Annotated in this window: 23 protein-coding genes; 21 read left to right on the top strand and 2 right to left on the bottom strand. The window is 60.5% G+C overall.

Translation table 11 applies throughout. The features are described 5' to 3' along the window. Positions 1-196: 196 nt before the first annotated feature. Positions 197-814: a hypothetical protein gene (locus J3364_RS02790; RefSeq protein ID WP_349556514.1), complete on the bottom strand. Its 618-nt coding sequence runs from the start codon at positions 812-814 to the stop codon at positions 197-199. Positions 815-941: 127 nt separating this feature from the next. On the opposite strand from J3364_RS02790, the gene J3364_RS02785 reads away from it, so the two are divergent. The 10 genes from J3364_RS02785 (at position 942) to J3364_RS02740 (ending at position 11679) form a co-directional block, all read left to right on the top strand. Beyond that, positions 942-1946: a DUF58 domain-containing protein gene (locus J3364_RS02785; RefSeq protein WP_349556512.1), complete on the top strand. Its 1005-nt coding sequence runs from the start codon at positions 942-944 to the stop codon at positions 1944-1946. Continuing rightward, positions 1946-3943: a transglutaminase TgpA family protein gene (locus J3364_RS02780; RefSeq protein WP_349556791.1), complete on the top strand. Its 1998-nt coding sequence runs from the start codon at positions 1946-1948 to the stop codon at positions 3941-3943. The genes J3364_RS02785 and J3364_RS02780 overlap by 1 nt, the downstream gene beginning before the upstream one ends. Before the next feature lie 37 nt (positions 3944-3980). Next, entirely contained in the window at positions 3981-4994 is a 1014-nt protein-coding gene (gene holB / locus J3364_RS02775) for a DNA polymerase III subunit delta' (protein WP_349556510.1), read from the top strand. Between the two features lie 132 nt (positions 4995-5126). After that, entirely contained in the window at positions 5127-5477 is a 351-nt protein-coding gene (locus J3364_RS02770; RefSeq protein ID WP_123634379.1) for a PilZ domain-containing protein, read from the top strand. Positions 5478-5491: 14 nt separating this feature from the next. Continuing rightward, entirely contained in the window at positions 5492-6406 is a 915-nt protein-coding gene (locus J3364_RS02765; protein ID WP_349556508.1) for an alpha/beta fold hydrolase, read from the top strand. A gap of 86 nt (positions 6407-6492) precedes the next feature. Then, complete coding sequence (locus J3364_RS02760) at positions 6493-7311, top strand: DUF4892 domain-containing protein (RefSeq protein WP_349556506.1); 819 nt, start codon at positions 6493-6495, stop codon at positions 7309-7311. A 5-nt stretch (positions 7312-7316) separates the two neighbouring features. Next, positions 7317-8390: a patatin-like phospholipase family protein gene (locus tag J3364_RS02755; protein ID WP_349556504.1), complete on the top strand. Its 1074-nt coding sequence runs from the start codon at positions 7317-7319 to the stop codon at positions 8388-8390. Between the two features lie 82 nt (positions 8391-8472). After that, positions 8473-9366 (top strand): 50S ribosomal protein L3 N(5)-glutamine methyltransferase, encoded by an 894-nt coding sequence (gene prmB / locus J3364_RS02750; RefSeq protein ID WP_349556502.1) that lies wholly within the window; start codon positions 8473-8475, stop codon positions 9364-9366. A gap of 25 nt (positions 9367-9391) precedes the next feature. Then, positions 9392-10498, top strand: a complete 1107-nt coding sequence (gene aroC, locus J3364_RS02745) for a chorismate synthase (RefSeq protein WP_349556500.1) — start codon at positions 9392-9394, stop codon at positions 10496-10498. A 29-nt stretch (positions 10499-10527) separates the two neighbouring features. Further along, a complete protein-coding gene (locus J3364_RS02740) occupies positions 10528-11679 on the top strand; it encodes an MFS transporter (RefSeq protein ID WP_349556789.1) in 1152 nt (383 codons plus the stop codon). Here the strand turns inward: J3364_RS02740 and J3364_RS02735 are convergent. Continuing rightward, entirely contained in the window at positions 11676-12542 is an 867-nt protein-coding gene (locus J3364_RS02735; protein ID WP_349556498.1) for a LysR family transcriptional regulator, read from the bottom strand. The genes J3364_RS02740 and J3364_RS02735 overlap by 4 nt on opposite strands. Before the next feature lie 165 nt (positions 12543-12707). Between J3364_RS02735 and leuC the strand changes: the two genes are divergently transcribed. The 11 genes from leuC to folC all read left to right on the top strand — a co-directional run bounded on the left by leuC (position 12708) and on the right by folC (position 26578). Then, positions 12708-14126, top strand: coding sequence for a 3-isopropylmalate dehydratase large subunit (gene leuC / locus J3364_RS02730; RefSeq protein WP_349556496.1), 1419 nt, complete (start codon positions 12708-12710; stop codon positions 14124-14126). 11 nt (positions 14127-14137) lie between these two features. Further along, complete coding sequence (gene leuD / locus J3364_RS02725) at positions 14138-14791, top strand: 3-isopropylmalate dehydratase small subunit (RefSeq protein WP_349556494.1); 654 nt, start codon at positions 14138-14140, stop codon at positions 14789-14791. Positions 14792-14814: 23 nt separating this feature from the next. Next, entirely contained in the window at positions 14815-15888 is a 1074-nt protein-coding gene (leuB, locus tag J3364_RS02720; protein WP_349556492.1) for a 3-isopropylmalate dehydrogenase, read from the top strand. Positions 15889-16007: 119 nt separating this feature from the next. Next, a complete protein-coding gene (gene asd, locus J3364_RS02715; protein WP_349556490.1) occupies positions 16008-17123 on the top strand; it encodes an aspartate-semialdehyde dehydrogenase in 1116 nt (371 codons plus the stop codon). Positions 17124-17539: 416 nt separating this feature from the next. After that, the gene (locus tag J3364_RS02710; protein ID WP_349556488.1) at positions 17540-20689 is read left to right on the top strand and encodes a FimV/HubP family polar landmark protein; all 3150 of its coding nucleotides are present in this window, start codon (positions 17540-17542) and stop codon (positions 20687-20689) included. 90 nt (positions 20690-20779) lie between these two features. Further along, complete coding sequence (gene truA, locus J3364_RS02705; RefSeq protein ID WP_349556486.1) at positions 20780-21685, top strand: tRNA pseudouridine(38-40) synthase TruA; 906 nt, start codon at positions 20780-20782, stop codon at positions 21683-21685. Continuing rightward, a complete protein-coding gene (locus J3364_RS02700) occupies positions 21682-22302 on the top strand; it encodes a phosphoribosylanthranilate isomerase (protein WP_349556484.1) in 621 nt (206 codons plus the stop codon). Before truA ends, J3364_RS02700 begins: the two co-directional genes overlap by 4 nt. A gap of 1 nt (position 22303) precedes the next feature. Continuing rightward, entirely contained in the window at positions 22304-23512 is a 1209-nt protein-coding gene (gene trpB, locus J3364_RS02695) for a tryptophan synthase subunit beta (RefSeq protein WP_502882470.1), read from the top strand. Positions 23513-23530: 18 nt separating this feature from the next. Beyond that, positions 23531-24343: a tryptophan synthase subunit alpha gene (gene trpA, locus J3364_RS02690; RefSeq protein WP_349556482.1), complete on the top strand. Its 813-nt coding sequence runs from the start codon at positions 23531-23533 to the stop codon at positions 24341-24343. Between the two features lie 53 nt (positions 24344-24396). Beyond that, complete coding sequence (gene accD / locus J3364_RS02685) at positions 24397-25329, top strand: acetyl-CoA carboxylase, carboxyltransferase subunit beta (protein ID WP_349556480.1); 933 nt, start codon at positions 24397-24399, stop codon at positions 25327-25329. Next, positions 25313-26578 (top strand): bifunctional tetrahydrofolate synthase/dihydrofolate synthase, encoded by a 1266-nt coding sequence (gene folC / locus J3364_RS02680; RefSeq protein WP_349556478.1) that lies wholly within the window; start codon positions 25313-25315, stop codon positions 26576-26578. Before accD ends, folC begins: the two co-directional genes overlap by 17 nt. Positions 26579-26610: the final 32 nt, after the last annotated feature.

Raw genomic sequence — 26610 nt, 5'->3', positions numbered from 1 at the left:
TGAGAGCTCATGCTCCAAGCCTATCCGCAATACCGGGAACGTCTGGTGCCCGATTATTGTTGGGCTTCCTGCGTCAGCCCAACCTACGCCTCTGGAGCTTTTTCGATACCCTCAGTACGATCGGTTACAAAGTCAATAGCAACAAAAAAGCCAGTCCGAAGACTGGCCCATAAGAAAACTCGGTTTCGCTTAAAAACTACTGCGCATCCGGCACCGGAATAGAAAGATCAAACCCACCCCCAGCCCGCGGCGTCAACACAATCCCCGCCTCATTAATCGACTGCGGCACCTGAATCTGATCCACACCCGGCACGTTACCAATTGAGAAATTCACGTTCTCCCCATCGAACCCCAGGCTGAGCTGATCGTTCAGGAAGCTCTGCGTGAAGGGCTCATCCGGAATCTGGACCTGGCGGCCATAAACAAGCGTCGGCACCGAAGGAATGATGTAAGGTGCCGGCTGGGTCTTTTCCACCTGGTCCAGGGGAAAGAGCAGGGTACGCCGTATAAATTCCTGCTCGGCGTTGGCGAGGGCCGTTTCTTCATCCTCATCACGGGTTTTGCGCATGATGTAGGCTTCGGCCTGCTCATCGGATTCGATGATGGCCGGCTCGCCCGGGGAAATGGTGAGCGAGCGGATCACCCGCTGTTTCTCTTCCTCGGATTTCTGCCGGGCCCGCGGTACGACGATAATCGCGGAATCCTCGATGTACGTATCCACCATCTCGTCGGAGGTCATGGACTCGACGCCAGCCCAGGCGGGCAGCGTCACGGCGCCGGCAACGGCGGTCGCCAATAGTGTGCGGGTCAACATTGCGGGCTCCTCTGGGGAGAAACAGGACGTCCTCTGGTAGAGTATTTGAGGTGGAACGGGTGTTTTCAAGCGGTTTTTGGTGAAAATGTGACCACGTTTGTGCTGTGGAGCCGGGATTTCTGAGCGAATGATAAAAAGTTTACGACAACGCTGGCGCCGCTGGGTCAATCGGCGGATTCCCCGGGCGGACGAGCAGACGTTCACCCAGAACAACATCTTTATCCTGCCCTCCGGTGCCGGCGTGGTGTTCGGCGCGTTGCTGGTCATCATGCTGCTGACCGGCATCAACTATCAGAACAGCCTGATTTACCTGCTTACGTTCGTGCTTGGGGCCATTTTCGTGGCCGCCATGCACCAGACCCATCGCAATCTGGCGGGCATTCAATTGGCTTTGGTTAGCGCCGGCGAAGCCTATCCGGGCAGCCCGATTGTTTTCCGTCTGCGAGCCAGCGCCAAGCAGCAGTCGTTCAGCGTTCTTTTGCAATCGGATCCTGCATCGCCTGTCCGCATTGATGTGGGGCCGGATGGCCCTGTGGAACTTGAGTTGACCACCACCGCCCGTCGAAGAGGTCCGGTGTTGTTGCCGGATATCCGTGTGGAAACCCGGTTCCCCTTCGGGCTGCTGACCGCCTGGTCCTGGATGCGTCTGCACAGTCCGGGCTTGTGTTATCCGAAGCCGGTCACGCCCCCTTACGATGCCGGGGGCGATGACGATGGCGACACCGCGCAATCCAAAAAGGCCGCCGACCCGGACCATGCGGATATTCGCCCCTGGCGTCAGGGCGATCTGAGTCAACGGGTACTCTGGAAGCGCTATGCCCGCACCGGGGATATGGTGATTGCGGAATGGGAAGGCGAGCAGGGCAATCCGGTGTGGCTGGACTTCGATGCCTTTCCCGGCGCGGACCGGGAGCTGCGACTGAGTTATCTGGCCGCCCTGGTGGAAGCCCGGAACCAGGCTCATCAGCCCTACGGATTGCGGTTGCCGGGGCTAAAGATTGATCCGGATGCGGGGTCGGTACACCGCCAGCAGTGCCTGCATGCGCTGGGCACTTTTGGCTTCGAAATCCCGGTAACCAGTGCGGATTCAGGTGCGTCCGGTAGCGCCCTATACGTGGGAGGCGCCGCATGATGGAAGCGTCGTCAAAAAGCACCATTCCTTCCAAAGCGCTGGTCTGGTTACTGGTGAGCTTCGGGTTGCTGCTGATTCCGCAATGGGATCGTTTGCCGCCCTGGCTGATCGCCGCCTGTTCGGTATTGGCGCTCTGGCGCTGGCTTGGGCAAAGCGGCCGGCTCAGCCTCCCGGGCCGGTGGTTACGGTTGGTGATCATGCTGGGCCTGATAGGGGCCTACGTGGCCACGGTTCATGGACGATTCACGGTCGAGACGGCAGCGTCTTTCTTTGTATTGGCGGTCGGCCTGAAGTGGCTGGAAACCCGGACGCCCCGGGATTTCTACGTCCTGTTCTTTATCCTCTGCTATCTGGCCGCGGTGAATTTCCTGTTCCAGCAGGGCGTGCTCTGGTCGGTGCTTAACCTGGCCGCCACATTCATACTGCTCGTCGGCTTGCAGGTCCTGAACGCGCCGCAGGCGCCGAACGCCCTGAAGGCCGGCTGGAAGCGACTTGGCGGTTTGCTGCTGAAGACGCTGCCGTTAGTGGTCCTGTTGTTCATCTTTTTTCCGCGCATGGCGCCCTTGTGGAGTGTGCCTTTGGTATCCGGGCAGGCGAAGACGGGCCTCTCGGATCAGATGGAGCCCGGGAGCATCTCCAGTCTGGCGCAGAGTAGCGAGCGGGCCTTCCGCGTGACCTTCGGCGGGGCGATGCCGCCGCCGCGGGAGCGCTATTGGCGCGCCCTGATCCTGGACCGATTCGATGGCGGGAAGTGGGAGCAGTGGCAGCCGGACGCCCGTCAGCCAGCGGGTCGCGTGCTGTCCGATGGCGGCGTCGGAGCGCTCAAGCCGAATGAGTACGACATTCTGATGGAGCCGACCTACCAGCGCTGGGCGTTTGCGCTGGACGATTCCCGGGCGGTTTCCCGGAACGTGGAGGAGACGGCCAACGGATTGTTCCGCTTTCGTCGACCCGCGGATACAGCCGTGCGCTATCGGTTGGCGCGGACGGACCCGGGATCCGATGTACAAGCGCTGTCCCAACTGGATCGACAGCGCTACCTGCACCTGCCGCCGCAGGGTAATCCTCGAGCGCGCGCACTGGCGCAATCGTTACGTCAGGAGCACGATTCCGATCGGGGGTTCGTAAACGCCATCTTGCAGCGATTCCGAAATCAGGCCTACTTCTACACGCTCAGACCACCCAAAATGCCGGATAACAGCATTGATACGCTGTTGTTCGAGGCCAAGCGGGGCTTCTGCGCGCATTACGCGTCGGCTACCGCGTTCCTGTTGCGGGCGGCCGGCATTCCGGCGCGCATTGTGATGGGCTACCAGGGCGGCAGTCCCGGCGACGATGGTCAGTATCTGATTGTTCGCCAGTACGATGCCCACGCCTGGGTGGAAGCGTGGCTGCCGGATCGGGGCTGGGTCCGGGTGGACCCCACTGCGGCGATCTCCCCGGCGCGCATCGAGTCCGGCCTGCGCGAAGCCGTCGCCGATGAGGGATCCTTCCTGGAGAATGAGTGGGCGTCCCCGGCCAAATACGGCGATATCGCCCTGGTCCAGTGGATGTCCCTGAAGCTGGATGCCATCAACTATCAGTGGCAGCGCTGGGTGGTGGGCTACCAGGGGCAGACCCAGATGAACCTGATGTCCCATTTGCCGGGCAACCTGTCCCTGCGGGATCTGGGGTATCTGTCTGCCGGGCTGGTAGGCGTGGCAGTGTTGCTGGCGGCCGCGTGGTCACTCTGGCGCCAGCGTAGCGGCCAATCAGCGGATCCGGTGCAGCGGCTGTTCAACGATTGGCTCCGGCTGTTGAGGCGCCAGGGCATGGAGCCCCGGCCTTCCAGGACGCCCCTTGAGCTGGCAGCACAAGCGGCCAACGCGGACCCGGAACGCGCCCGCATGCATCTGGCTTTTGCCCGGGCGGTCAACAATCACTATTATGGCTCGGGTTCATTCACTCCCGAAGATCGGCGCCGGTTGCGTTTCCTGTTGCGGCAGTTGCGGCGCTGATGCTGATCTCTTATTGCGGAACTGGTCGGAGAATGCCTTGTCCTCGTCAATAACCTCCATGCCCTGGCTGACGGATGCCTGGTCCCGGCTGGCCGAGCGCTGGCTCAGCGGACGTCTGCCCCATGCGATCCTGCTGGAAGGGCCGGACGGTATTGGTAAAGCGGTGTTCGCCCGAGATCTGGCGCAACGATTGGTCTGCGAAGGCGCCGGCGAAGCGACCCAGGCTTGTGGGCGCTGCAAGCAGTGCGAGCTGGTTGCCGCCGGCACCCATCCGGACATCCGCACCTACCAACCGGAAGATTCCAAGGTCATCAAGGTGGATCAGGTGAGGGCGCTGGGCGAGTTTGCAGTGGCCTCTCCCCAGGTGGCGCACCATAAGGTGATCATCCTCGACAGCGCCGACCAGTTGAACATCAATGCGGCCAACGCGTTGCTCAAGACGCTGGAGGAGCCCAACCGGGACGTGACGCTGATTCTTCTCCAGCAATCCGGGCGCCCGCTGTTGCCAACGATTCGTTCCCGCTGTCAGTCGGTGTTGCTGGCGGGGCCGTCACAGGAGCAGGCCGAGAGCTGGCTGTCAGCGCAGGTGGCTGGCGATGAGACCCCGGACGCGGATGCCGAAACACAGGCGCGGGCGTTGCGACTGGCCAGTGGCGCACCGGTACGTGCCTTGACGTTCCTGGCGCAGGGACATGTCGAGGCGGTTGACCAGTGTCAGGAGGATTTCCGGCAGTTCCTGAAATCAAAACGGGCGCCCGAGGACGCCGCCAAGCCCTTCGTCAAACTGGGGTTGGAGACCACGCTGGGTCTGATGGAGCGCTGGGCGGCCGATCTGGCCCGGATCAGCGTTGGGGGCACACCGGAGAATCCGGAAGTGGCCGATATCCTGGGGTATCTGGCCAAGCAGAACCCGCCCCATCGGGCACACGACATTCTTTCGCACATCGCCGAAGTACGCGCAGGTCTGACGTACAACCTGAATGCAGAGCTGGAAACCGAACGCCTGCTGCTGCATTGGCTCGACCTGATGCCAAGGCGACGGGCGAGTTAGCGACGGTGAGGCGCGAGTCGTCAAAAAGCGGCACGGACGGTGCTCCGACACTTCGCCACCTGCTAACATTAAGGTAAATTTAGGGATTCAGGCTCGGTCAGCAGGCGGAGCCCCAAGCAACAAGGGTGATTTATGGGTCCAGGTTTTGGCGCGCGCAGCGGTATTCTGACACTCACCATCAAGGACAAGGCCGTGCTCTACGCGGCGTATATGCCGTTTATCAAGGATGGCGGGCTGTTTATTCCCACCCAGAAGCAATATCAACTGGGTGACGAAGTGTTCCTGCTGCTTAACCTGATGGACGAGCCCGAGAAGATACCGGTTGCCGGGAAAGTGGTCTGGATTACCCCCAAGGGGGCACAAGGCAACCGCGCGGCGGGGATCGGCGTCCAGTTCAATGGCGACGACGAAAGTGCCAAGAACAAGATTGAGGCCTATCTGGCCGGCGCGCTGGGTTCCGATCGCCCCACGCACACCATGTGACGGCGGTGAGCGGCATGAACACGTCCGTTGATATCGCGACGGCGACATCTCGCAGCAGCGAGGCCCTTGCGCCTCAGGAAGCCGACTGGCCGTTGGACGATCTGGTTCTGCGTGGGCTGACCTGGTCCCGGGCGGATGCCGGAAAGGCCTCTCCACCGATCATCGGCTTGCATGGCTGGCTGGACAATGCCGCGACATTCAGCCGGATCGCCCCGGCCCTGAGTCGGCTTCATCCCTTTTATGGTATCGATTTCGCCGGGCATGGGCACTCGGACCATCGCGGTGCCGGGCAATCCTATCCACTGCTGGACTACGTGAAGGACGTTGCCGGGCTGATCGAGCGTCATTTTCAGGAGCCGGTCATCATCATCGGCCATTCGCTCGGTGGTATCGTGGGCTCGCTCTATGCCGCGACCTTCCCGGAGCGGGTCGACCGACTGGTCATGATCGACAGTTTGGGCCCGCTGACCCAATCGCCGGAAAGCGGTCCCGAACAACTGCGCAAGGGGATTCGCAAGCATCTACGCGGTTCTGGCGCGGCCATGACCTACGGCAGTGTCGACGATGCGGCCCGGATTCGGGCCGGCGGGCTCAGTCCGTTATCGCCGGAAGCGGCCGGCCTGCTTGTGCCGCGCAATCTTCGGCCGGTTGAAGGCGGTTACCAGTGGCGTACGGATTCGAGATTACGCTATCCCTCGCTGAGCCGGCTCGACGAAGCGCAGGTGGCCGGCTTTCTGCAGTCCATTGAAGCGCCGACGCTGTTCGTCCGCGCCCAAGAGGGCCTGCTGGGCGGCCGGGACAGCTGGCGCAAACGCATCGATCTGATTGCCCAACTGCAGGAAGCCGTTGTGCCGGGCTCCCATCATTGCCATCTGGATGGCGACGTCGAGCCGGTGATCGATGCCATCAAGACGTTCCTGACATCATGATCCGGCCTCTGATGTTCCGGCTGACTGCCATAATGGCTGTCCTGGTGTCGGCTACGGCAGCCGCAGAACCCCTCAAAGTGTTTCCGATGGCGTCGGTGGAAAGCGACGTCACCATCAAGGCGCCTAACCATCACGTGTTGCTTAGCCCTGTCCGGGAAGTGAATGACGAGATCCGTGCCGATCGACAGCTTCGCCTGGATGTGGTCGGGCAAGGCCGTTTGATGGAAATCGACCCGGATTCGTCGCTGGAGCGGGTGGAAGAGTTCTATCGGGAGGCCATGGCGCAACGCAGCGGGCGAACGCTGTTTACCTGCCGGGGTCGCGATTGTGGCCGCAGCAACGTCTGGGCTAACCGGATTTTCCATCAGGCCACGCTGTACGGGCGCGATGAGGACCAGAGCTACGCGGCCTATTCCTATCGGGATGATGACGGCCAGCTGCAACTGGTGCTGCTTTACAGCATTACCCGGGGCAATCAGCGGGATTATGTCTGGCTGGAGGAGTTGGCTGTCCAGGATGAATCCGAGGTCGCCAACCTGTCACCGGACGCCGGGCGTATACTGGGCCCATTGCAAGTCGCCTGGTCGGGCAGCGTCACCTACCGCTTCGACTGGGACGCCGAGACCCGGGAAGAACTCGTCGGTTGGGCGGGCAACCCCGGTGCCACCGTCATGATCGTCAGCCATGTCGTGCTCGGCATGAACGAGACCGTGAAGGAGGCGCTTGAACGGTCGGCCAAGGTCGCGGATACCATGCAGGCCCTTTTGGAAAAGCTGGGCATCCCCCGCGAGCAGCAGTTGCTGATCAATGCCGGCCCGGCGCAGTCGGCTATCCAGTCGGCCCGCAGTGCCGGTAACCGCCTCGAAATTGTCGTGATCAAGGATGTGGCGTCCGCAGGAGGATAGACACGATGCCGTCAGAGCAGCCATCAACCCCGAAAACCGAACGCCCCCGCCGGACTTGCGCCCTTGTGCTGGGCAGTGGGGGAGCGCGCGGCTACGCCCACATTGGTGCGATCGAGGTTCTTGAAGAACGCGGCTACGACATCATTGCTATAGCCGGCTGTTCCATGGGGGCGCTGATTGGCGGCGTCTATTCGGCGGGCAAGTTGCAGGCCTACAAAGACTGGGTGACCGGTCTCAAACAGTTCGACGTGCTTAAGCTGCTTGATGTGTCCCTGTCACCCGCGGGTGCCATTCGGGGCGACAAGGTGTTTTCCGTGGTGCGGGATATGATTGGCGACACACGCATCGAGGACCTCCCCGTAGCCTTCACTGCTGTCGCTACGGATCTTCTGGCGCACAAGGAGATCTGGTTCCAGGAAGGCTCTTTGCATCAGGCGATTCGAGCTTCCATCGCCATTCCCAGCGTGGTGACACCCGTCGTCCTGAACGGGCGGGTTCTGGTCGACGGGGCCCTGTTGAACCCGCTGCCCATTATTCCCACCATTGCGGCCCATGCGGATTACATCTTCGCAGTTAATCTGGCCGGAGAAGATCGCAGCACGTACCGGTTGCCGGATGACATCTACAACGAAACCGGCGAGCGCGATTTCGACGACTGGATGGATCGAATGCGCACGAAGGCCTCGCGCTGGTTCGACTGGGATCTCCTGAGATCTTTCGGCGGCAAGGGATCGACCGATGCTGAACCAACCGCCGAGGCCCGTGAAGAAATGGCGGAGGAAGTCTCCGACGACGCTGACACGATCGAGGACGGCACCGAAACCATCGCCTGGGACAAGCTGGGGATTGGCAAGTTCGATATCATGAACATGACCATCGAGACCATGCAGAGCGCGTTAATCCAGTACAAGATCGCCGGTTATCCACCCGACATGCTGGTGAACGTCCCCAAGGACGCCTGCCGCACCTACGACTATCACAAGGCGCCGGAGATGATCCAGTTGGGGCGGGAGCGCATGGAGCAGGCGCTGGATCGATTTGAGAACGAAGAAGCCAGTTCCGGCCTTCTGTCGCCGTAGCGGTATTGGACGCCACAAATCCCTGCAAACCTGCGTATAATGCAGGCTTTCCATTTCACGTGTGTCCAAGGAACTGAGTCTGGTGTCCCTAGAGCCTGCTGACGAACTGTTTACGATCCGCGACCTGCTGCGTTACGTCACTTCCCGGTTTGCCGGATCGGATATTTTTTATGGGCACGGTACCGACAACGCCTGGGACGAAGCCGTCCATCTCGTACTGCGCAGCGTCAACCTGCCTCTCGAAAACAACACGGTGTTCCTGGATGCGCGGCTGACCCGTGAAGAGCGCGCTCTGATTCTGGAGCGGGTGGATCAGCGGATCGAAGAACGTGTCCCCGTGGCGTACTTGCTGGGAGAAGCCTGGTTCATGGGCTTGCCGTTCCATGTGGATAACCGGGTTCTGGTGCCACGCTCGCCGATTGCCGAGCTGATTCAGCAGGGATTCCAGCCCTGGCTGGCGGACAAGCCGGTACACCGCATTCTGGATCTGTGCACCGGCAGTGGCTGCATCGGTATTGCCGCGGCGACGGTCTTTGACGACGCCGAGGTCGATCTTGCCGATATCTCGGAAGAGGCGCTGGATGTGGCCCGCAGCAACATCGACCTGCACGGTCTGGGGCATCGGGTGAGGGCGGTTCACTCCGATGTGCTGGATCAGGTGGAAGGACGTTACGATCTCATCGTCAGCAACCCGCCCTATGTGGACGCGGAAGATCTGGCGGATATGCCGGACGAGTTCCAGTACGAACCGGAATTGGGCCTGGCGGCCGGTGATGACGGCCTGGATATCGCCTATCGCATTCTGGAAAAAGCCCGCGATCACCTGACCGAGAATGGTCTGCTGGTGGTCGAGGTGGGTAACAGCTGGGTGGCATTGCAGCAGGCGCGGCCGGATATCCCGTTCACCTGGATCGAGTTTGAGCAGGGCGGCGATGGCGTCTTTGTGCTGACCCGCGAAGACCTGGGAACTATTTGAAGATTCACTGATAAGAACCTGATCTATGTCTGGAAATACGTTTGGAAAGCTGTTCACGGTCACCACATTTGGTGAAAGTCACGGCCAGGCGCTGGGTGCGATTGTCGATGGCTGTCCGCCGGGGCTGTCGCTGACAGAAGCAGACCTGCAGCGGGATCTGGATCTGCGCAAGCCGGGCACCTCCCGTCATACCACGCAGCGTCGCGAGCCAGATGAGGTGCGCATCCTGTCCGGTGTGTTCGAAGGCAAGACCACGGGCACGCCAATTGGCCTGTTGATCGAAAACACCGACCAGCGTTCCAAGGATTATTCTAAGATCAAGGATCAGTTCCGCCCGGCTCACGCCGACTACACCTACATGCACAAGTACGGTGTGCGCGATTACCGGGGTGGTGGCCGCTCCTCTGCCCGTGAGACGGCGATGCGCGTGGCGGCGGGGGCGATTGCCCGCAAATTCCTGGAAGAGCGACTGGGCATCCGCGTGCGCGGTTATCTGTCCCAGCTGGGACCCATTGTCATTGACAAACTGGACTGGTCCCAGGTGCACGAGAACCCGTTCTTCTGCCCGGATGCCGATCGCATCCAGGAGCTCGAAGACTACATGGACGCCCTCCGTAAGGAAGGCAACTCCATCGGTGCCCGCATCAACGTAGTGGCCGATGGCGTCCCGCCGGGGCTGGGCGAGCCGATCTTCGACCGTCTGGATGCGGATCTCGCTCACGCTCTGATGAGCATCAACGCCGTCAAGGGCGTGGAGATCGGTGCCGGTTTTGGTTCGGTGACCCAGAAGGGCACGGAGCACCGTGACGAGCTCACGCCGGAAGGCTTCCTTTCCAACAACGCTGGCGGCGTGCTGGGCGGCATCAGTTCCGGTCAGCCGATTCTCGCGAGCATTGCGCTCAAGCCCACATCCAGTTTGCGGTTGCCGGGCCAGAGCATCGATGTTCACGGCGATCCGGTGGAAGTCGTCACCACGGGGCGGCACGATCCCTGTGTCGGTATCCGCGCAACGCCGATTGCCGAAGCCATGATGGCCATCGTGCTGATGGATCACTATCTGCGCCACCGCGCCCAGAACGGTGATGTCCGGATCGATACGCCGGATATCGAGAAAGGGCGCAGCCGGGATTGAATCGGGGACGGGAATAGGCGGGAGCAGCTATCTACTGGCGTCTGTCCAATCTCTATTTCTGGTTCTTCGCGCTGTTGGGCGCGATGCTGCCGTACTGGTCCCTGTATCTGGAAGATCGGGGATTCAGCTACTTGCAGATCGCCGCCCTCATGGCGACCATCCAACTCACCAAGATCGTTGCGCCCAACGTCTGGGGCTGGCTCGGTGATCGCACCGGTCAACGGGTGCGATTGGTTCGTCTGGGTTCAGTGGTTGGGGCCATCTGCTTTACAGGCGTCTTCCTGGAGCCGGGCTTCTACGGCCTGATGCTGGTGATGCTGGCGTTCACCTTTTTCTGGAACGCCATCCTTCCGCTTTATGAAGTCATCACCCTGCAGGGACTGGGCAAGGACCGGGCACGGTACGGGCGCGTCCGGCTTTGGGGGAGCGTCGGCTTTATCGCCTCAGTGGCCCTCGTAGGGTTGATCCTCGAGTATCTGCCCCTTGAATGGCTTCCGGCCATCCTGATGCCGCTGTTCCTCGGGATTGCAGTTGCCGCTTTCTGCGTGCCGTCCCGGCAGGGCCAGATCAGCCCGAAAACGGAACCCGGCGGCCTGCGGGCGATCGTGATGCAATCGACGGTCCTCGCGTTTTTCGCCATGAATTTCCTGCTGCAGGTCTCTCATGGCGCCTACTACACGTTTTTCAGCATTCACCTGGAAAGTCTGGGCTACGACAAGTTCAGTGTCGGGCTGCTCTGGTCGCTGGGGGTGGCCGCCGAGATCGTGCTGTTCATCGTGATGCATCGGGTGTTCCGACGGTATTCGGCACGGGTCATCGCAATTGGCGCGCTGGTCCTGACCGGCCTGCGGTGGATGTTGATCGCCGAATATTCAGCGGATATCCCCGTCCTCGTGTTTGCCCAACTGCTGCACGCGGCCTCGTACGGGGCGCTACACGCGGTGTCGGTCAACTACATCCACAGCTATTTCGGCCATCAGCACCACGGTCAGGGGCAGGCCCTCTACAGTGGGCTGACCTACGGCGCCGGTGGCGCGGTGGGTGCCTGGTTGTCCGGTCTGCTGGTCGAGTGGCAGGGAACGGCGCTGGCGTTCTGGGGCAGCGCTGTGGCGATTGGAATGGCGCTGGTGATTGCTGCCATTTGGCTGCGATCGCCTCCGGAGCACGCCGACGCTCATTAATGCAGCTCCCTCGCAATGTCGAGCAGCGCCTCCGCCGCGGGGCTCAGGTTGCGTCCTTCCAGGCCAATGCCCCCCAGCATTCGTGACACTTCATGCCGAATCGGCAGCACCGTCAGGCTGTTATCCACCATACTGTGCGGCAGGACGCTCCAGCCCAATCCCACGCTGCTCATCATCTTGATGGTTTCCAGATAGTTGGTGGGCATCTGCAACCGGAGCGTCAGGTTTTCGGCCATGAACAATCGGCTGATGACGCGATAGGTGGCGGTTTTTGTGTCGGGCAGCAGGGCATCGTAGCGGGCCAGGTCGCTCAGCTCCGGCTGCGGCATGCTCGCGAGCGGGTGGGTGGTGCCGGCGACGAATACCATGGGATCCTCCCATTGCGCCTTGATGTCGAACTGACGATCCATGGCATCGCTCAGGGTGACAAAGGCCAGTTCGCACGTCCGGCGCTTCAGATGGTCGAAGGCGCTTTCCGAATCCATGAACTGCAATTCCAGGGTGACGTCCGGATAGTCCCGGTTGAAGCGGCGCAGCCAGGCCGGTAAATGGTGCAGGCCAATATGGTGGCTGGCGATGACGGGCAGCCGCCCACCAATCCGGCCGGTGGTGGCTGACAGATCGAGCCGGGCGTTGTGGAGTTCATCCAGGATGCGGCGCGCATAGGGCAGCAGTCGCCGACCGGATTCGGTCAGGCTGAAGCTGCGCTGCCCTCGCTCGACCAGCGGCGCGCCCAGCTGGTTTTCCAGAGAGGCGAGGCGCTTGCTCACGGCCGGCTGGGTCAGGTGGAGCGCCTCGGCCGCCTCGGAAAAGGATTGATGGTCGACAATCGCGACGAAGGCGGACAGCGCCTGGGTATCCATGGTGGGCAATGCCTCTTTTTAGATTCTCAGTTCGCGAATTCCTGTCTGGAATACGATCTATAAATAACATGAATTGAGGTTATCATAGTCGCGGCGTTATCATGAATCATCAATAACGATGACCTGATGAGAAGCGATGTTTACATCGCGGTTGAGGGAGGCCCCATGGCTGGAAAGACCTTGTACGATAAATTGTGGGACGATCACTTGGTGAAGCAGCGCGACGACGGCTCTGCGCTGATCTATATCGATCGTCATCTGCTGCACGAAGTCACATCACCCCAGGCCTTTGAAGGTCTGCGCATCGCCGGCCGCCGTCCCTGGCGTCTGGACGCCAACCTCGCTACGCCGGATCACAACGTGCCCACCACCGACCGCGACCGTGGCATCGATGGCATCGTCGATCCGGTGTCTCGCATCCAGGTGGAAACCCTCGACAAGAACTGCGACGAGTTCGGCATCCTGGAATTCAAGATCAAGGATCAGCGCCAGGGCATTGTTCACGTCATCGGGCCGGAACAGGGCGCAACACTGCCGGGCATGACCATCGTGTGCGGGGATTCCCACACCTCGACCCACGGTGCATTCGGCACGCTGGCCCACGGTATCGGCACGTCGGAAGTCGAGCACGTGCTGGCAACCCAATGCCTGGTCCAGAAAAAAATGAAGAACATGCTGGTCAAGGTGAACGGCAAGCTGGGCCCCGGTGTGACGGGCAAGGACGTCGTGCTGGCCATCATCGGCAAGATCGGCACCGCCGGCGGTACCGGTTACGCAATCGAGTTCGGTGGTGAAGCGATCCGCGACCTGTCCATGGAAGCGCGGATGACCATCTGCAACATGTCCATCGAAGCTGGTGCCCGTGTGGGTATGGTGGCCGTGGACGACACCACCATCAACTACGTCAAAGACCGCCCCTATGCGCCGAAAGGCGATCAGTGGGACGCCGCGGTTGCCGCCTGGAAGAACCTCCACAGCGATGCGGATGCCGAATTCGATAAAGTGGTTGAGCTGGAAGGTGCCGACATCATGCCGCAGGTCACCTGGGGCACGTCTCCGGAAATGGTCACGGGCGTTGACGGTCAGGTTCCGGATCCTGACAAGGAAATGGACCCGATCAAGCGCGAAGGTATCGTGCGTGCGCTCCAGTACATGGGGTTGAAGCCGAACATGCCGATTTCCGAGATCAAGCTGGACCGGGTGTTTATCGGCTCCTGCACCAACTCCCGTATTGAGGATCTGCGCGAAGCGGCGGCCGTGGTCAAGGGCCGTAAGGTGTCACCGTCGCTTAAGCAGGCGATGGTCGTGCCGGGCTCCGGACTCGTCAAAACACAGGCCGAGCAGGAAGGTCTGGACAAGATCTTCATCGAGGCGGGTCTGGAATGGCGGGATCCGGGCTGCTCCATGTGTCTGGCCATGAACGCTGACAAGCTGGGCCAGGGTGAGCATTGCGCGTCCACGTCCAACCGGAACTTCGAGGGACGGCAGGGCTTCGGCGGCCGGACCCATCTGGTCAGTCCGGCGATGGCAGCCGCGGCGGCGATTGCCGGTCATTTCACCGACGTTCGTGAATTGGTTCACTAAGGAGCCCAACCATGCGTGCATTCAGTCATCATAAAGGCGTCGTGGCCCCGATGGATCGTTCCAACGTGGACACGGATATGATCATCCCCAAGCAGTTCCTGAAATCGATCAAACGGACCGGCTTCGGGCCGAACCTGTTCGATGAGCTGCGTTATATGGATGAGGGTAAACCGGATCAGGACTGCTCCCAGCGGCCATTGAATCCGGACTTCTTCCTCAATCAGCCGCGCTACAAGGAAGCCAGTGTCCTGCTGGCTCGGCGTAACTTTGGCTGTGGGTCCAGTCGCGAGCACGCGCCCTGGGCCCTGGATGACTATGGATTCCGGGTGATTATTGCGCCGAGCTTTGCCGACATCTTCTACAACAACTGCTTTAAGAATGGTCTGTTACCGATTGTTCTGGATGAAGAAATTGTCGACAAGCTGTTCGCTGAAGTCGCCGAACAGGAAGGCTATCAAATCGAAGTGGATCTGTCGGCGCAGGAAGTGGTCACCCCGTCCGGTGAACGTTTCAGCTTCGACGTGGATCCGTTCCGCAAGCATTGCCTGATCAACGGCCTGGACGACATCGGCGTCACCCTGGAAGACAGCGAGGCTATCAAGTCGTACGAAGCGGCCCGTCGCAAGAGCGCGCCCTGGCTGTTTGACGCCATCACCCATTCATAACAGAGACAACAGGAAACAAGGATATGAGTCAGTCAGTTTTGCTGCTGCCGGGTGACGGCATTGGCCCGGAAATCGTTGCTGAAGCCGAGCGGGTTCTCCATAAAGTGAACGAAATGTTCGATCTGGGTCTCCACTTCGACAGTGCTGATGTGGGCGGCGCCGCGATCGATGCCACGGGCGTTCCGTTGCCTGACAGCACATTGGAAAAAGCGCAGAAGGCCGACGCCATCCTGCTGGGTGCCGTGGGTGGCCCCAAGTGGGAAGGCCTGGAAATCGCGATTCGTCCGGAAAAAGGTCTGCTGGGGCTGCGCTCCAATCTGGAGCTGTTCGCGAACCTGCGTCCGGCGCTCCTGTATCCTCAACTGGCGTCCGCTTCGTCGCTGAAACCGGAAGTGGTGTCAGGCCTTGATATCCTGATCGTCCGTGAGCTGACCGGCGGCATCTACTTCGGCCAGCCTCGCGGCGTACGCGAGTTGGATAACGGGGAACGCCAGGGCTACAACACCTACGTCTACAGCGAATCCGAGATTCGCCGCATCGGCCGCGTCGCCTTTGAAGCCGCCCAGCAGCGCGGCGGCAGGCTGTGCTCCGTGGACAAATGCAACGTGCTGGAAGTGACCGAGCTGTGGCGCGAAATCATGACGGACATGGCCAAGGACTATCCGGACGTCGAGCTGTCTCACATGTACGTCGACAACGCGGCCATGCAGCTGGTCAAGGCGCCGAAACAGTTCGACGTGATTGTGACCGGCAACATGTTTGGTGATATTCTTTCCGACGAAGCGGCCATGCTGACCGGTTCCATCGGCATGTTGCCGTCCGCATCACTGAATGCGGAAAAGCAGGGGATGTACGAGCCCTGCCACGGTTCCGCCCCGGATATTGCGGGTCAGGGCATTGCCAACCCGCTGGCGACCATCCTGTCGGCCGCGATGATGCTGCGGTACAGTCTGGGAGCGGAAGAAGCAGCGCAAGCCATCGAGACCGCCGTCAGTGCGGTGCTCGACAAAGGCCTGCGGACTGCGGATATCATGTCCGAAGGCGCCTCCCGCGTCAGCACCCGGGAAATGGGTGACGCGGTATTGGAAGCGCTTTGATCGGGCATGAATCATAGACCTGACGACGGCTGGATGTTGCCGCCGCAGGATCATTCATCCGGTCCGGTCCCTGCAAAAGGGGAAGCGGGCCGGCACAGAACGAGGTTCAAAAGTCGCACATGAAGCGAGTTGGACTTATTGGCTGGCGCGGTATGGTGGGCTCTGTCCTCATGCAGCGCATGCAGGAAGAAAATGACTTCGCGGACATCAATCCGGTCTTTTTCTCAACATCCCAGGCCGGTCAGCCGGCGCCCGACGTGGGCAAGGCCGATGTACCGGCACTCAAGGACGCCTTTGACCTGGACGCGCTCCGGGAAATGGACGTCATCGTCACCTGTCAGGGCGGTGATTACACCAGCAAGGTATTCGAACCGCTGCGTGAATCCGGCTGGGACGGCTATTGGATCGATGCCGCCTCCACGCTGCGCATGGCGGACCACTCCGTCATCGTCCTGGACCCGGTCAACCGTAACGTCATCGACGATGCACTGAACCGCGGCGTCAAGGACTACATCGGTGGCAACTGCACCGTGAGCCTGATGATGCTGGCCCTGGGCGGTCTGCTGGAGAACGATCTGATCGAGTGGATCTCTCCCATGACCTATCAGGCAGCTTCCGGCGCGGGTGCCCAGAACATGCGCGAGCTCCTGAACCAGATGGGGCAGCTGCATGGCAGCGTTTCCGATGAGCTGGCCGACCCGGGTTCCGCGATTCTGGAAATCGATCGCAAGGTCACCGAAACCATGCGCTCTTCCGGGTTCCCGACCGATAACTTCGGTGTGCCGCTGGCCGGCAGCCTGATTCCATACTGCGACAAGCAGTTGGAAAGCGGGCAGAGCAAGGAAGAGTGGAAAGCGCAGAGCGAAACCAACAAGATTCTGGGTCGCAGCGATAGCCCGATCCCGATCGACGGTATCTGCGTGCGCATCGGCGCCATGCGCAGTCACAGCCAGGCGCTGACCATCAAGTTGCGTAAGGATATCCCGGTGAGCGAAATTGAATCGCTGCTGGCGAAGTCCAATGACTGGGTCAAGGTCGTTCCTAATGATCGTGAAGCCAGCATGGAAGAGCTGACACCGGCCAAGGTCACCGGCACGTTGAGTGTGCCGATCGGCCGGATCCGCAAGCTGGCCATGGGTCCGGAATACATTTCCGCGTTCACCGTGGGTGACCAGCTGCTCTGGGGCGCGGCCGAACCGCTGCGCCGGATGCTGCGGATTCTGCAGGAGCGCTAACGCGCCATTTTCACGTCGCGAAGGCGGGGTGGAAATGCTAACTGCGTCCCCTTTGGGGCGTTGAGTCAGGGGCGAAAGCTGCATTAGGCTTTCGCCCCTGTTATTTTTGGTGACAGAACTGATTTGTCTTAATAGCGGACAATCGGGTCAGAACCGGTTGTTTTCGGGGTGAAAAAAGGTATCGGCGAGTGAATTTTCGCCAGCTGAACAGCATCTTCCGAACATTTGTTTAACAACAATTACAAACAATATCGCTGATCGATTGATAAAGAGGGCTTTATCAACAATACTTTCGCAGACGTAATCCTCAGATCGACACTCGACAACAAGAAATGAAAGACGAAAGTCATCCAACCTCGTCCGAGTCTGAATTACAGACGGCAGTAACGAATAACGGAGACTGGTAAGGAAAAAGCATGAAGGTACGCAAACTTGCGGTTGCGCTGGCTCTGGTAGGAGGGCTCGGCTCAGGCGTTGCTAACGCGCTCGGGCTCGGCGAAGTGGAGCTTCAATCCTATCTTAATCAACCCCTCGACGCGGATATAGAGCTTCGCAACACAGGTGGTGTGGGCCCGAATGAGGTGTACGTCAATCTGGCGTCTCAGGAAGTCTTTGACCGGGTCGGTATCGATCGTGAATTTTTCCTTACCAATCTCAAGTTCAACGTGGCCACGGCACCCAATGGGCAGCTGGTCATCCACGTCACCACCAAACAGGCGGTTCGCGAGCCGTACCTGAACTTCCTGATTGAAGTGACCTGGCCAAACGGCAAACTTCTGCGCGAGTACTCGATGCTGCTGGATCCGCCGGTGTATGCGGAGAAGGTTGGCGACTCCGTCGCCCAGCCCGTCCAGGCGCCGTCCAGTCGCAGTCAGGCCAGTACGCCCTCCCGAGCGGCCGCGTCATCGCAACCGCGCCGGGCGAGCACGCCGACTTCCAGCCCGTCTTCGCGTTCTGACGGTCGGACCTTCGGGCCCACCGGACCTTCGGACACACTCTGGGGCATTGCGCTGCAAGTGCGCCCGGATGACAGCTATACGCCGCAGCAGGTCATGCTGGCGCTGCAGGACCAGAACCCCGATGCCTTTATGGACGGCAACATCAACCGTCTGAAGCGCGGCCAGGTACTGCGTATTCCAACCGCCGAGCAGATTGAATCGCGCACCAGCCAGCAGGCCTATCAGCAGGTTGTTGCACAGAACCAGGCACTTAAAAAGCCTGCGCAGACTGTGGATGCAACCGGGCAGCAACCGGGGCAGCCTTCGTCGCAGCCGGCCCAAAGCGGTGACGAGTTGCGCCTGAGTGCTGGCAACGACTCCACCAGCCCGGAAAAAGGCGCCTCCTCGGGCGGAGCCGAAGGTGTTGCCGGAGGCAAGGAAGGCAGCACCGAAGTGGTGATGGAGCAACTGGACAAGGCCGAGCGCGAAAACGAAGAGCTCAACTCCCGGGTTGAGGATCTCGAAGCGCAACTGGCCACCATGCAGCGCCTTGTCGAATTGAAGAATTCTCAGCTGGCCGAAATGCAGGCCCAGGCTGGCAAATCTGGTGAGTCCGGCGCAGCAGGGGCTGAAGGGGAGTCCGCAAGCTCCGCTCCGGCCGGTGCAGCTGATACGGGCACCGGGTCTGAGTCAGCGTCTGACGCCGAAAAACCGGGCGCGCCGGAAGGCGAGCAAATGGCATCGACCGGCGGCGAGTCCGAGTCGGCGATGGCAGGCGGTGATATGGCCGCAGGCGATGAAGCGTCGGCTGACGAAGGCATGACGGAGCAATCGGAAGCGTCCTCTGGCGAAGCCGAAGCGACAGCTCAGGCACCTTCAGCCGACGAAGAGGCGATGTCAGAAGAACAGTCCGAGAACACGGCGGCTACATCGGCGGAAACTGAACAGCAGGCACCGAAGCCCGCTGAGCCGGCCAAACCGGCGGCCCAGTCGAGCGAACCCGCGGTTGAGGATAAAGGTTTCGTCGGCAACATCGTTGAAGAGTTCAAGAATAACCGCCTGTATCAGATCGCCGGTGGTGGTGCCGCGATACTGGTCCTGTTGCTGCTCGGCCTGCTGGCCCGCCGTAATGCGAATCGTGAAAAGGCCTTCTACGAGCAACTCAATGAAGAATCAGCCCACGACGATGACCATATCGATCTGGGCGGTGAATCGGATCATGAAGACGGCGAAGAGAAGGACGCTCTGGCGGAGGCTGATGCCTACATTGCCTACGGCCGTCATGACCAGGCCGCCGAGATGCTGGAATCAGCCATCTCCCGCGAGCCGAGCCGGACAGATCTGCGCCTGAAGCTGCTGGCCGTATACGCCGAAAACGAAGACCGGGCGGCTTTCGAAAAACAGTACAGCGAACTGGAAGCTCTGGACGACGAGCAGGCCATGGCCGAAGCTCAGGTACTTCATGATCGCCTTGAAGAAGCGGAATCCACGCCCAGCATTGACGATCTGGAATCGCAACTGCGTTCAGAAGTGAGCTCCCCGTCGACCGAAGAGACCACCGAGGAGACGTTCGCCAGCCTTTACGGCGAGGAGTCCGAAGCGTCTTCTTTCAGCGAGGCGGAAGCTCCGTCGCAGGGCGAGCCTGAGACGGCGAAAGACGAAGACCTGGATTTCGATTCCCTTGAGCTCGATGAAGAGCCGGTTCTCGAGGGCCACGAAGAGGCGCGCAAGGATTCGGATGCTCCGATCGAGTACGACATTTCCGATCTCGATTTTGAAGAAGAGGACATCGCAAGCACGGATGAGTCGGCCGAGCCGGAATCCAAGGCTGAGGAAGCTGCCGCTGCGGACGATCTCGAGCTTGATTTCAATTTCGATGAAGACACCGAGAGCAAAGACGCGGCGAAAGAGCCGGAACTGAGCGAAGAGGACTTCGGGTCTCTGGAACTTGACGACAGTCTGCTTGAGGACGACGCCGAGCCGGAAACCGATCGCGCCACCAGCGACGACGAACTGCCGTCGCTTGAGGAAGAACCCGAGCTGGCGACCGACGAGCAGGGCAATCTGGATGAGTCGTTCCTGGACGATCTGGATGCCGAGCTGGAAAAGGTGGCCAACGAATCGGACCAGGAGCCGGCTGAATCCGAATCTGCGGACACTCTCGACGAGCTGGAGCTTGATGTTTCCGATGAGGATCTGGCCCTGATGGAAGAGGTCGCGGAAACACCGGCTGACGATCAGGAAGAGCCGCTGGCCGATGACGAGATTCCGGAATTGGACGAAGAGCTGAATCTGGAAGATTCCCTGGCCGATGCGGATGACGAGGAGAATATCCCGACCGCCGAGGAGTCCGTCGAGGATGAGTCGGCTGAATCGGAGGAAAAACCGGTGGCTGAAACTCGCAAGGAAAGCGACATGATGGACTTCGACGAAGCGTCGCTGGATGACGAAGACGACTTCGATTTCCTCGCCGGTACGGATGAAGCGGCTACCAAGTTGGATCTTGCCCGGGCCTACATCGAAATGGGCGATTCCGATGGCGCCCGTGACATTCTCGAAGAAGTGGCCATTGAAGGCAGTGACGACCAGAAGACGGAAGCCCAGGACCTGCTTAAAAACCTGGCCTGATCCGTTATACTGTCAGCACTGCTACGGAGCGCCGGAGGGATTCCCTCCGGCGTTTTTGTTTCCGCTATTCCCTGAATGGTTTAATCCACGTTGTTACCCACATCCGCAGAATTTGATCAGGATGCGCCGATCGGCAATGGGCGGGTCGCCTTGTTGTTCGAATACGACGGCGCTGCATTTCATGGCTGGCAGCAGCAGAAATCGGGCGTGCCGTCCGTAGAAGGTCAGTTACAGCAAGCCGTGTCCCGGGTGGCCAATGAAACCGTGGATCTGGTCTGCGCGGGCCGCACCGATGCCGGCGTCCACGCCTCAGCCCAGGTGGTTCACTTCGAAACCCAGGCGGTGCGCAGCTACCGTTCCTGGATCATGGGTGTGAATACCGCTTTGCGTGGTGACATTGCCGTCCGTTGGGCGGGCCAGATGGCCGACGATTTCCACGCCCGCTTCAGCGCCATCAGCCGTCGCTACCGTTATGTCATCTTTAACCATCCGGTCCGGCCGGGCATCCTGCGCAAACAGGTGGCCTGGACATTCCGGCCGCTGGATGCGGAGCGCATGCATCAGGCGGCGCAGGCGCTCGTTGGCGAGCACGACTTCTCGTCATTCCGGGCTGCGGGTTGCCAGTCACGGACACCGCATCGAAACGTGCACTTTATCCGCGTCACCCGCCATGGCGATTATGTTGTCATTGATATCCAGGCGAATGCCTTCCTACATCACATGGTGCGCAACATCGCCGGCGCCTTGATGGCCGTTGGCAATGGCAAGCAGCCGGTGGAGTGGATCCGTGAGATACTGGAGCAGCGGGACCGTCGGCAGGCGGACGTGACCGGTCCGGCCCACGGCCTTTACCTGGTGAGCGTGGGCTACCCCGAGGGTTCGGGTATTCCCGGCGAGGCGCCCGGGCCGGAATTTATGCAGCCCTGGTTCACGCCGGAACAGCAGGCGCTGGTTCAGGGGCCGGTCTTCAGGAAACAGTGGAGTGCGTCAGAATGAGAACCCGAGTCAAGATCTGTGGCATCACTAGACTGGAGGACGCGCAGGTGGCCGTCGAGGCCGGAGCGGACGCCATCGGGTTCGTGTTCTATGCGCCCAGCCCCCGGGCAATTGACGTTGCGCAGGCGGCCGCCATTGTTCGTGCCTTACCGCCGTTTGTCGAAACCGTGGGTCTGTTTGTTAACCCGGATGCATCTTTTGTGCGTAACGTGATGGACAACGCAGGCCTGTCGCTGCTGCAGTTTCATGGTGATGAAGCACCTGCATTCTGTGAGCAGTTCGCGCGGCGTTGGATGAAAGCGGTACGGGTGCAGACCCGGGCCGACATTGAGTCGGCGTATGACACATACAGCCAGGCCTCCGGCTTGTTGGTTGACGCTTATGACCCGCAGCGATTCGGCGGCACCGGTCAAACATTCGACTGGTCGCTGATACCCGATGAGCGTCCCAAACCCTTGATATTGGCCGGTGGTTTGAACTCTGCTAACGTAGCGGGCGCCGTAGAGGCCGTCAGGCCATGGGCGGTCGATGTCAGTGGGGGCGTTGAACGGGAGAAGGGGATCAAGGACCCATCCCGGATCATTGAATTTATCAGAGAGGTGAACCGTGTCGGTTAAGCTGACTGAAGAGATGCTGCGTGCGTTGCCGGATACCCGGGGCCATTTTGGGGCCTACGGTGGTCGCTTTGTATCCGAAACGCTGATGGACTCGTTGATGCAGCTGGAGACCGAGTATCTCAAGCTGCGTGACGATCCGGAATTCCAGGCCACCTTTGACAAGGACCTGGCCGATTACGTCGGTCGCCCCAGCCCCCTGTATTTTGCCGAACGGCTGACCCGGGAAACCGGAGGCGCCCAGATCTGGCTCAAGCGGGAAGATCTCAACCACACCGGCGCCCATAAGGTGAACAACACCATCGGTCAGGCGCTGTTGGCGAGCTTTCTCGGCAAGAAACGGGTCATCGCTGAAACCGGCGCCGGCCAGCACGGTGTCGCTACGGCTACCGTCTGTGCCCGTTTGGGCCTGGAATGCCACGTGTTCATGGGCTCCGAAGACGTCAAGCGCCAGTCACTGAACGTTTACCGCATGAAGTTGCTGGGCGCGGAAGTTCATGCGGTCGAGAGCGGTACCAAGACCCTCAAGGATGCCATGAACGAAGCCATGCGCGACTGGGTCACCAACGTCGACGAGACCTTCTATATTATCGGTACCGTGGCCGGTCCCCATCCTTATCCCATGCTGGTACGGGATTTCCAGGCTGTGATCGGTCGGGAGACTCGCCGACAGTCGCTTGAGCAGGCGGGCCGTCTGCCCGATGCACTGGTGGCCTGCGTAGGTGGCGGCTCTAACGCGATTGGACTGTTCTATCCCTTCCTGACTGATGACAGCGTCGCGATGTACGGTGTTGAAGCGGGTGGGCTCGGGTTGTCGTCGGGTCAGCATGCGGCACCGCTTTGTGCGGGTCGTCCGGGCGTATTGCACGGCAACCGGACCTATCTGATGGAGGACGAGAACGGCCAGATCGCTGGAACCCATTCCGTCAGCGCCGGCCTGGATTATCCGGGCGTAGGTCCCGAGCACAGCTGGCTCAAGGATGTCGGCCGGGCGCAGTATGTCTCGGTCACCGACGACGAGGCGCTGGACGGTTTCCGCAAGCTGACCCGCGTTGAAGGCATTATGCCCGCGCTGGAAAGCGCCCATGCGGTGGCTTACGCCACCAAGCTGGCCGCGTCGATGGACAAGGACCAGATGGTAGTGATCAATGTTTCCGGTCGCGGTGACAAGGATATCCATACCATCGCGCAGCTCGATGGTATTGAGATTTAACAGGATCTGGGGAAACGCATGAGTCGTATTCAATCTGTATTGCAGGCACTCAAGGGGCAGGGCCGAAAAGCGCTGATCCCTTACATCACTGCTGGTGATCCGCACCCGGACCGAACCGTTGAGCTAATGCATACGCTGGTCGAAGCTGGCGCTGACATCATTGAGCTGGGCGTGCCGTTTTCGGATCCCATGGCCGATGGCCCGGTGATCCAGCTCGCCTGTGAGCGGGCGCTCGAACACGGCACGTCGCTGCGCCAGGTACTGGAGATGGTCAAAACGTTCCGAAGCCGGGATGACAAAACCGCGATTGTCCTGATGGGCTACCTGAATCCGATCGAGGCGATGGGATACGAAGCGTTTTCCGATGCGGCGAAAGCCGCCGGGGTCGACGGTGTTCTGACCGTTGATCTACCGCCGGAAGAAGCCGAAGACGTGGCGCCGCTGTTTGCCGAGCGGGGCCTGGACCCGATTTTCCTGTTGGCACCGACCACCACGGAAGATCGCATTCGCGCCATCAGCCAGCACAGTTCCGGCTACATCTACTATGTTTCATTGAAGGGCGTGACCGGTTCGGCCCAACTGGATGTCGACGATGTGGCCGAGAAAGTCAGTCGCATCCATGCGCTGACGTCGGTGCCGGTGGGCGTTGGTTTCGGGATTCGCAATGCTGAAACGGCCGCAGCCGTGGGTCGGGTATCCGATGGTGTAATTGTGGGAAGTGTCCTGGTCGATACAATTGCCAAAAATCAGGATGACATTGAGGCGTTGAAGTCCTCTCTGGTCAGCCTCCTGAAACCCATGCGCGAAGCCCTGGACGAACTGGCGTCCTGATCCGGGCTCACGGCAGGTTCAGGCCCAACAGGAACGAACAACGGGAAGACATCATGAGTAACTGGCTGGACAAGATCATGCCGAGCATGATTCGCTCGGATTCCAAGCAGAGAACCAGTGTGCCGGAAGGGCTTTGGAAGAAATGTCCCAAGTGCGGTGCCTTCCTCTACAAGCCGGAACTCGACAAGAACCTCGATGTGTGTCCGAAGTGCCAGCACCACCTGCGGGTGACCGCGCGCCGGCGCCTGGATATCTTCCTGGACGAGGACGGTCGCGAGGAGATCGGCACCGATCTGGAACCCTGGGATCGTCTCAAGTTCAAGGACAGCAAACGCTACAAGGACCGTCTGGCTTCAGCCCAGAAAGGCACCCGGGAAAAGGACGCGCTGGTGGTGATGCGCGGACGGACGCTGGGTCTGCCTTTGGTGGCCTGCGCTTTCGAGTTTAACTTCATGGGCGGCTCCATGGGGCAGGTGGTCGGCGAGCGCTTCGTGCAGGCGGTCAACGTGTCCCTGAAAGAAGGCATTCCGTTGGTATGCTTCTCGGCCAGTGGCGGTGCCCGCATGCAGGAAGCCATTCTGTCGTTGATGCAGATGGCCAAGACGGCTGCCGCGCTGGAGCGCATGAAGCAAGCGGGCATTCCGTTTATTTCGGTGATGACCGACCCGGTGTTCGGCGGAGTGTCGGCCAGTCTGGCGATGCTGGGTGATCTGAATATCGCGGAGCCTTACGCACTGATTGGCTTTGCCGGTCCTCGCGTCATTGAACAGACGGTTCGGGAAAAGCTGCCGGAAGGGTTCCAGCGCAGTGAGTTTCTGCTTGAGCATGGCGCCATCGACATGATTGTGGAGCGTCATGATATGCGCTTCCGCATCGCGTCCGTCCTGGCCAAGTTCACCGGTCAGGAAGCACCGGAGCCCGAGGAAGTAACGCGGGTTGAGGTCGACGATGCCGAAGCAGACATCCCTGATGCCCCGAGCGCCTGAACGGGGAGCCGCTGTCGATCAGTGGCTCGCCTATCTCGAAGCGCTGCATCCCACCGAAATTGAATTGGGCCTGGACCGGGTATTGCTGGTCCTGCGCCGCCTGTTCCCCCAAAAGCCGGCGGCCCGCATCATTACGATTGGCGGTACCAATGGAAAAGGTACGACGGTAGCCGCCATCGAGCGCCTTCTGCTATCCCGGGGGCGTAAAGTTGGCGCCTATACGTCGCCGCATTTACAGCGCTACAACGAACGTGTCCGCCTGAACGGCGAGGACGTCTCGGACGTGGCGCTGGTCAGCGCCTTCGAGACCGTTGAAGCGGCCCGCCGCCAGGTCAGTCTGACCTATTTCGAATTCGGCACTCTCGCGGCTTTCGTGCTGTTCCGGGATGCCGGAATCGAGGACTGGATCCTGGAAGTCGGACTCGGTGGCCGTCTGGATGCGGTTAATGTCCTCGATGCGGATCTCGCCGTCATCACCTCAGTCGATCTCGATCATACCGCCTGGCTAGGCGACAACCGGGATCAGATCGGCTTTGAAAAGGCCGGAATCCTGCGCTATCGGCAGAACGCCATCTATGGTGAAGACGACCCGCCCCGGTCGGTGTTGCAGCAGGCTGCGGCGCAGAAGGTTCAGCTTCACCGCTTCGGTGTGGACTACCGGCTGGAATCGGATGCCTCCGGGGTAGGCCGGGTGATCACGGAAGACTGGCGCGTCACGTTACCTGAGACCGGGTTGCCGGAACGCAGTCTGGCGGCGGCAGTCCAGGCCATCCGTCTGCTTGAACCGGACATGCCGCCCGAAGCGGTTGGCCAGGCGTTGGCCGAGGTTCGTGTGGCCGGTCGTTTTGAGCGTCTGCTGGAGGCGCCGGCGCTTTACGTCGATGTAGGCCATAACCCGCACGCGGCCCGCTGGCTCCGTGAGCGGATCGATGCCCTGGCTGTCAAAGGCGAGGTTCGGGCCGTGTATGCGTGTTTGTCCGACAAGGATGCGGCCGGCGTCGTCGGGGCGATGGCGCCGGTGGTCGATCGATGGTTCCTGGCGCCTCTGGACGTCCCGCGTGGTCTGGATATCGACACGCTGGTCGAGCGGGTAGAACCCGTATTGGGCGAAGGCGGTTCCATTGAACGGTCGGCCGGTGTGGCCGAAGCGATCGAGGCGGCCCGTCAGGGGGCGTCGGATAAGGATTGCATCATCGTTTTTGGCTCCTTCTTTACGGTGGCTGCCGCTCGCAGTGCCTTGTTGGGCTGATGGAAACATTCCCGCCGTTTTAGGACGGTTCG

It is taken from the genome of Marinobacter sp. NFXS9 (assembly GCF_040148665.1).
GTDB classification, from domain to species: Bacteria; Pseudomonadota; Gammaproteobacteria; order Pseudomonadales; family Oleiphilaceae; genus Marinobacter_A; species Marinobacter_A mangrovi.
The sequence above is the reverse complement of the archived record's forward strand: the minus strand, read 5'-3'. Positions and strand labels throughout refer to the sequence as shown.

Coding starts and splice junctions, on each gene's coding strand:
- J3364_RS02790 (WP_349556514.1), bottom strand. CDS start 814: ATGTTGACCCGCACACTATTGGCGACCGCCGTTGCCGGCGCCGTGACG.
- J3364_RS02785 (WP_349556512.1), top strand. CDS start 942: ATGATAAAAAGTTTACGACAACGCTGGCGCCGCTGGGTCAATCGGCGG.
- J3364_RS02780 (WP_349556791.1), top strand. CDS start 1,946: ATGGAAGCGTCGTCAAAAAGCACCATTCCTTCCAAAGCGCTGGTCTGG.
- J3364_RS02770 (WP_123634379.1), top strand. CDS start 5,127: ATGGGTCCAGGTTTTGGCGCGCGCAGCGGTATTCTGACACTCACCATC.
- J3364_RS02765 (WP_349556508.1), top strand. CDS start 5,492: ATGAACACGTCCGTTGATATCGCGACGGCGACATCTCGCAGCAGCGAG.
- J3364_RS02760 (WP_349556506.1), top strand. CDS start 6,493: ATGGCGTCGGTGGAAAGCGACGTCACCATCAAGGCGCCTAACCATCAC.
- J3364_RS02755 (WP_349556504.1), top strand. CDS start 7,317: ATGCCGTCAGAGCAGCCATCAACCCCGAAAACCGAACGCCCCCGCCGG.
- aroC (WP_349556500.1), top strand. CDS start 9,392: ATGTCTGGAAATACGTTTGGAAAGCTGTTCACGGTCACCACATTTGGT.
- J3364_RS02735 (WP_349556498.1), bottom strand. CDS start 12,542: ATGGATACCCAGGCGCTGTCCGCCTTCGTCGCGATTGTCGACCATCAA.
- leuC (WP_349556496.1), top strand. CDS start 12,708: ATGGCTGGAAAGACCTTGTACGATAAATTGTGGGACGATCACTTGGTG.
- leuD (WP_349556494.1), top strand. CDS start 14,138: ATGCGTGCATTCAGTCATCATAAAGGCGTCGTGGCCCCGATGGATCGT.
- leuB (WP_349556492.1), top strand. CDS start 14,815: ATGAGTCAGTCAGTTTTGCTGCTGCCGGGTGACGGCATTGGCCCGGAA.
- asd (WP_349556490.1), top strand. CDS start 16,008: ATGAAGCGAGTTGGACTTATTGGCTGGCGCGGTATGGTGGGCTCTGTC.
- J3364_RS02710 (WP_349556488.1), top strand. CDS start 17,540: ATGAAGGTACGCAAACTTGCGGTTGCGCTGGCTCTGGTAGGAGGGCTC.
- J3364_RS02700 (WP_349556484.1), top strand. CDS start 21,682: ATGAGAACCCGAGTCAAGATCTGTGGCATCACTAGACTGGAGGACGCG.
- trpA (WP_349556482.1), top strand. CDS start 23,531: ATGAGTCGTATTCAATCTGTATTGCAGGCACTCAAGGGGCAGGGCCGA.
- accD (WP_349556480.1), top strand. CDS start 24,397: ATGAGTAACTGGCTGGACAAGATCATGCCGAGCATGATTCGCTCGGAT.
- folC (WP_349556478.1), top strand. CDS start 25,313: ATGCCCCGAGCGCCTGAACGGGGAGCCGCTGTCGATCAGTGGCTCGCC.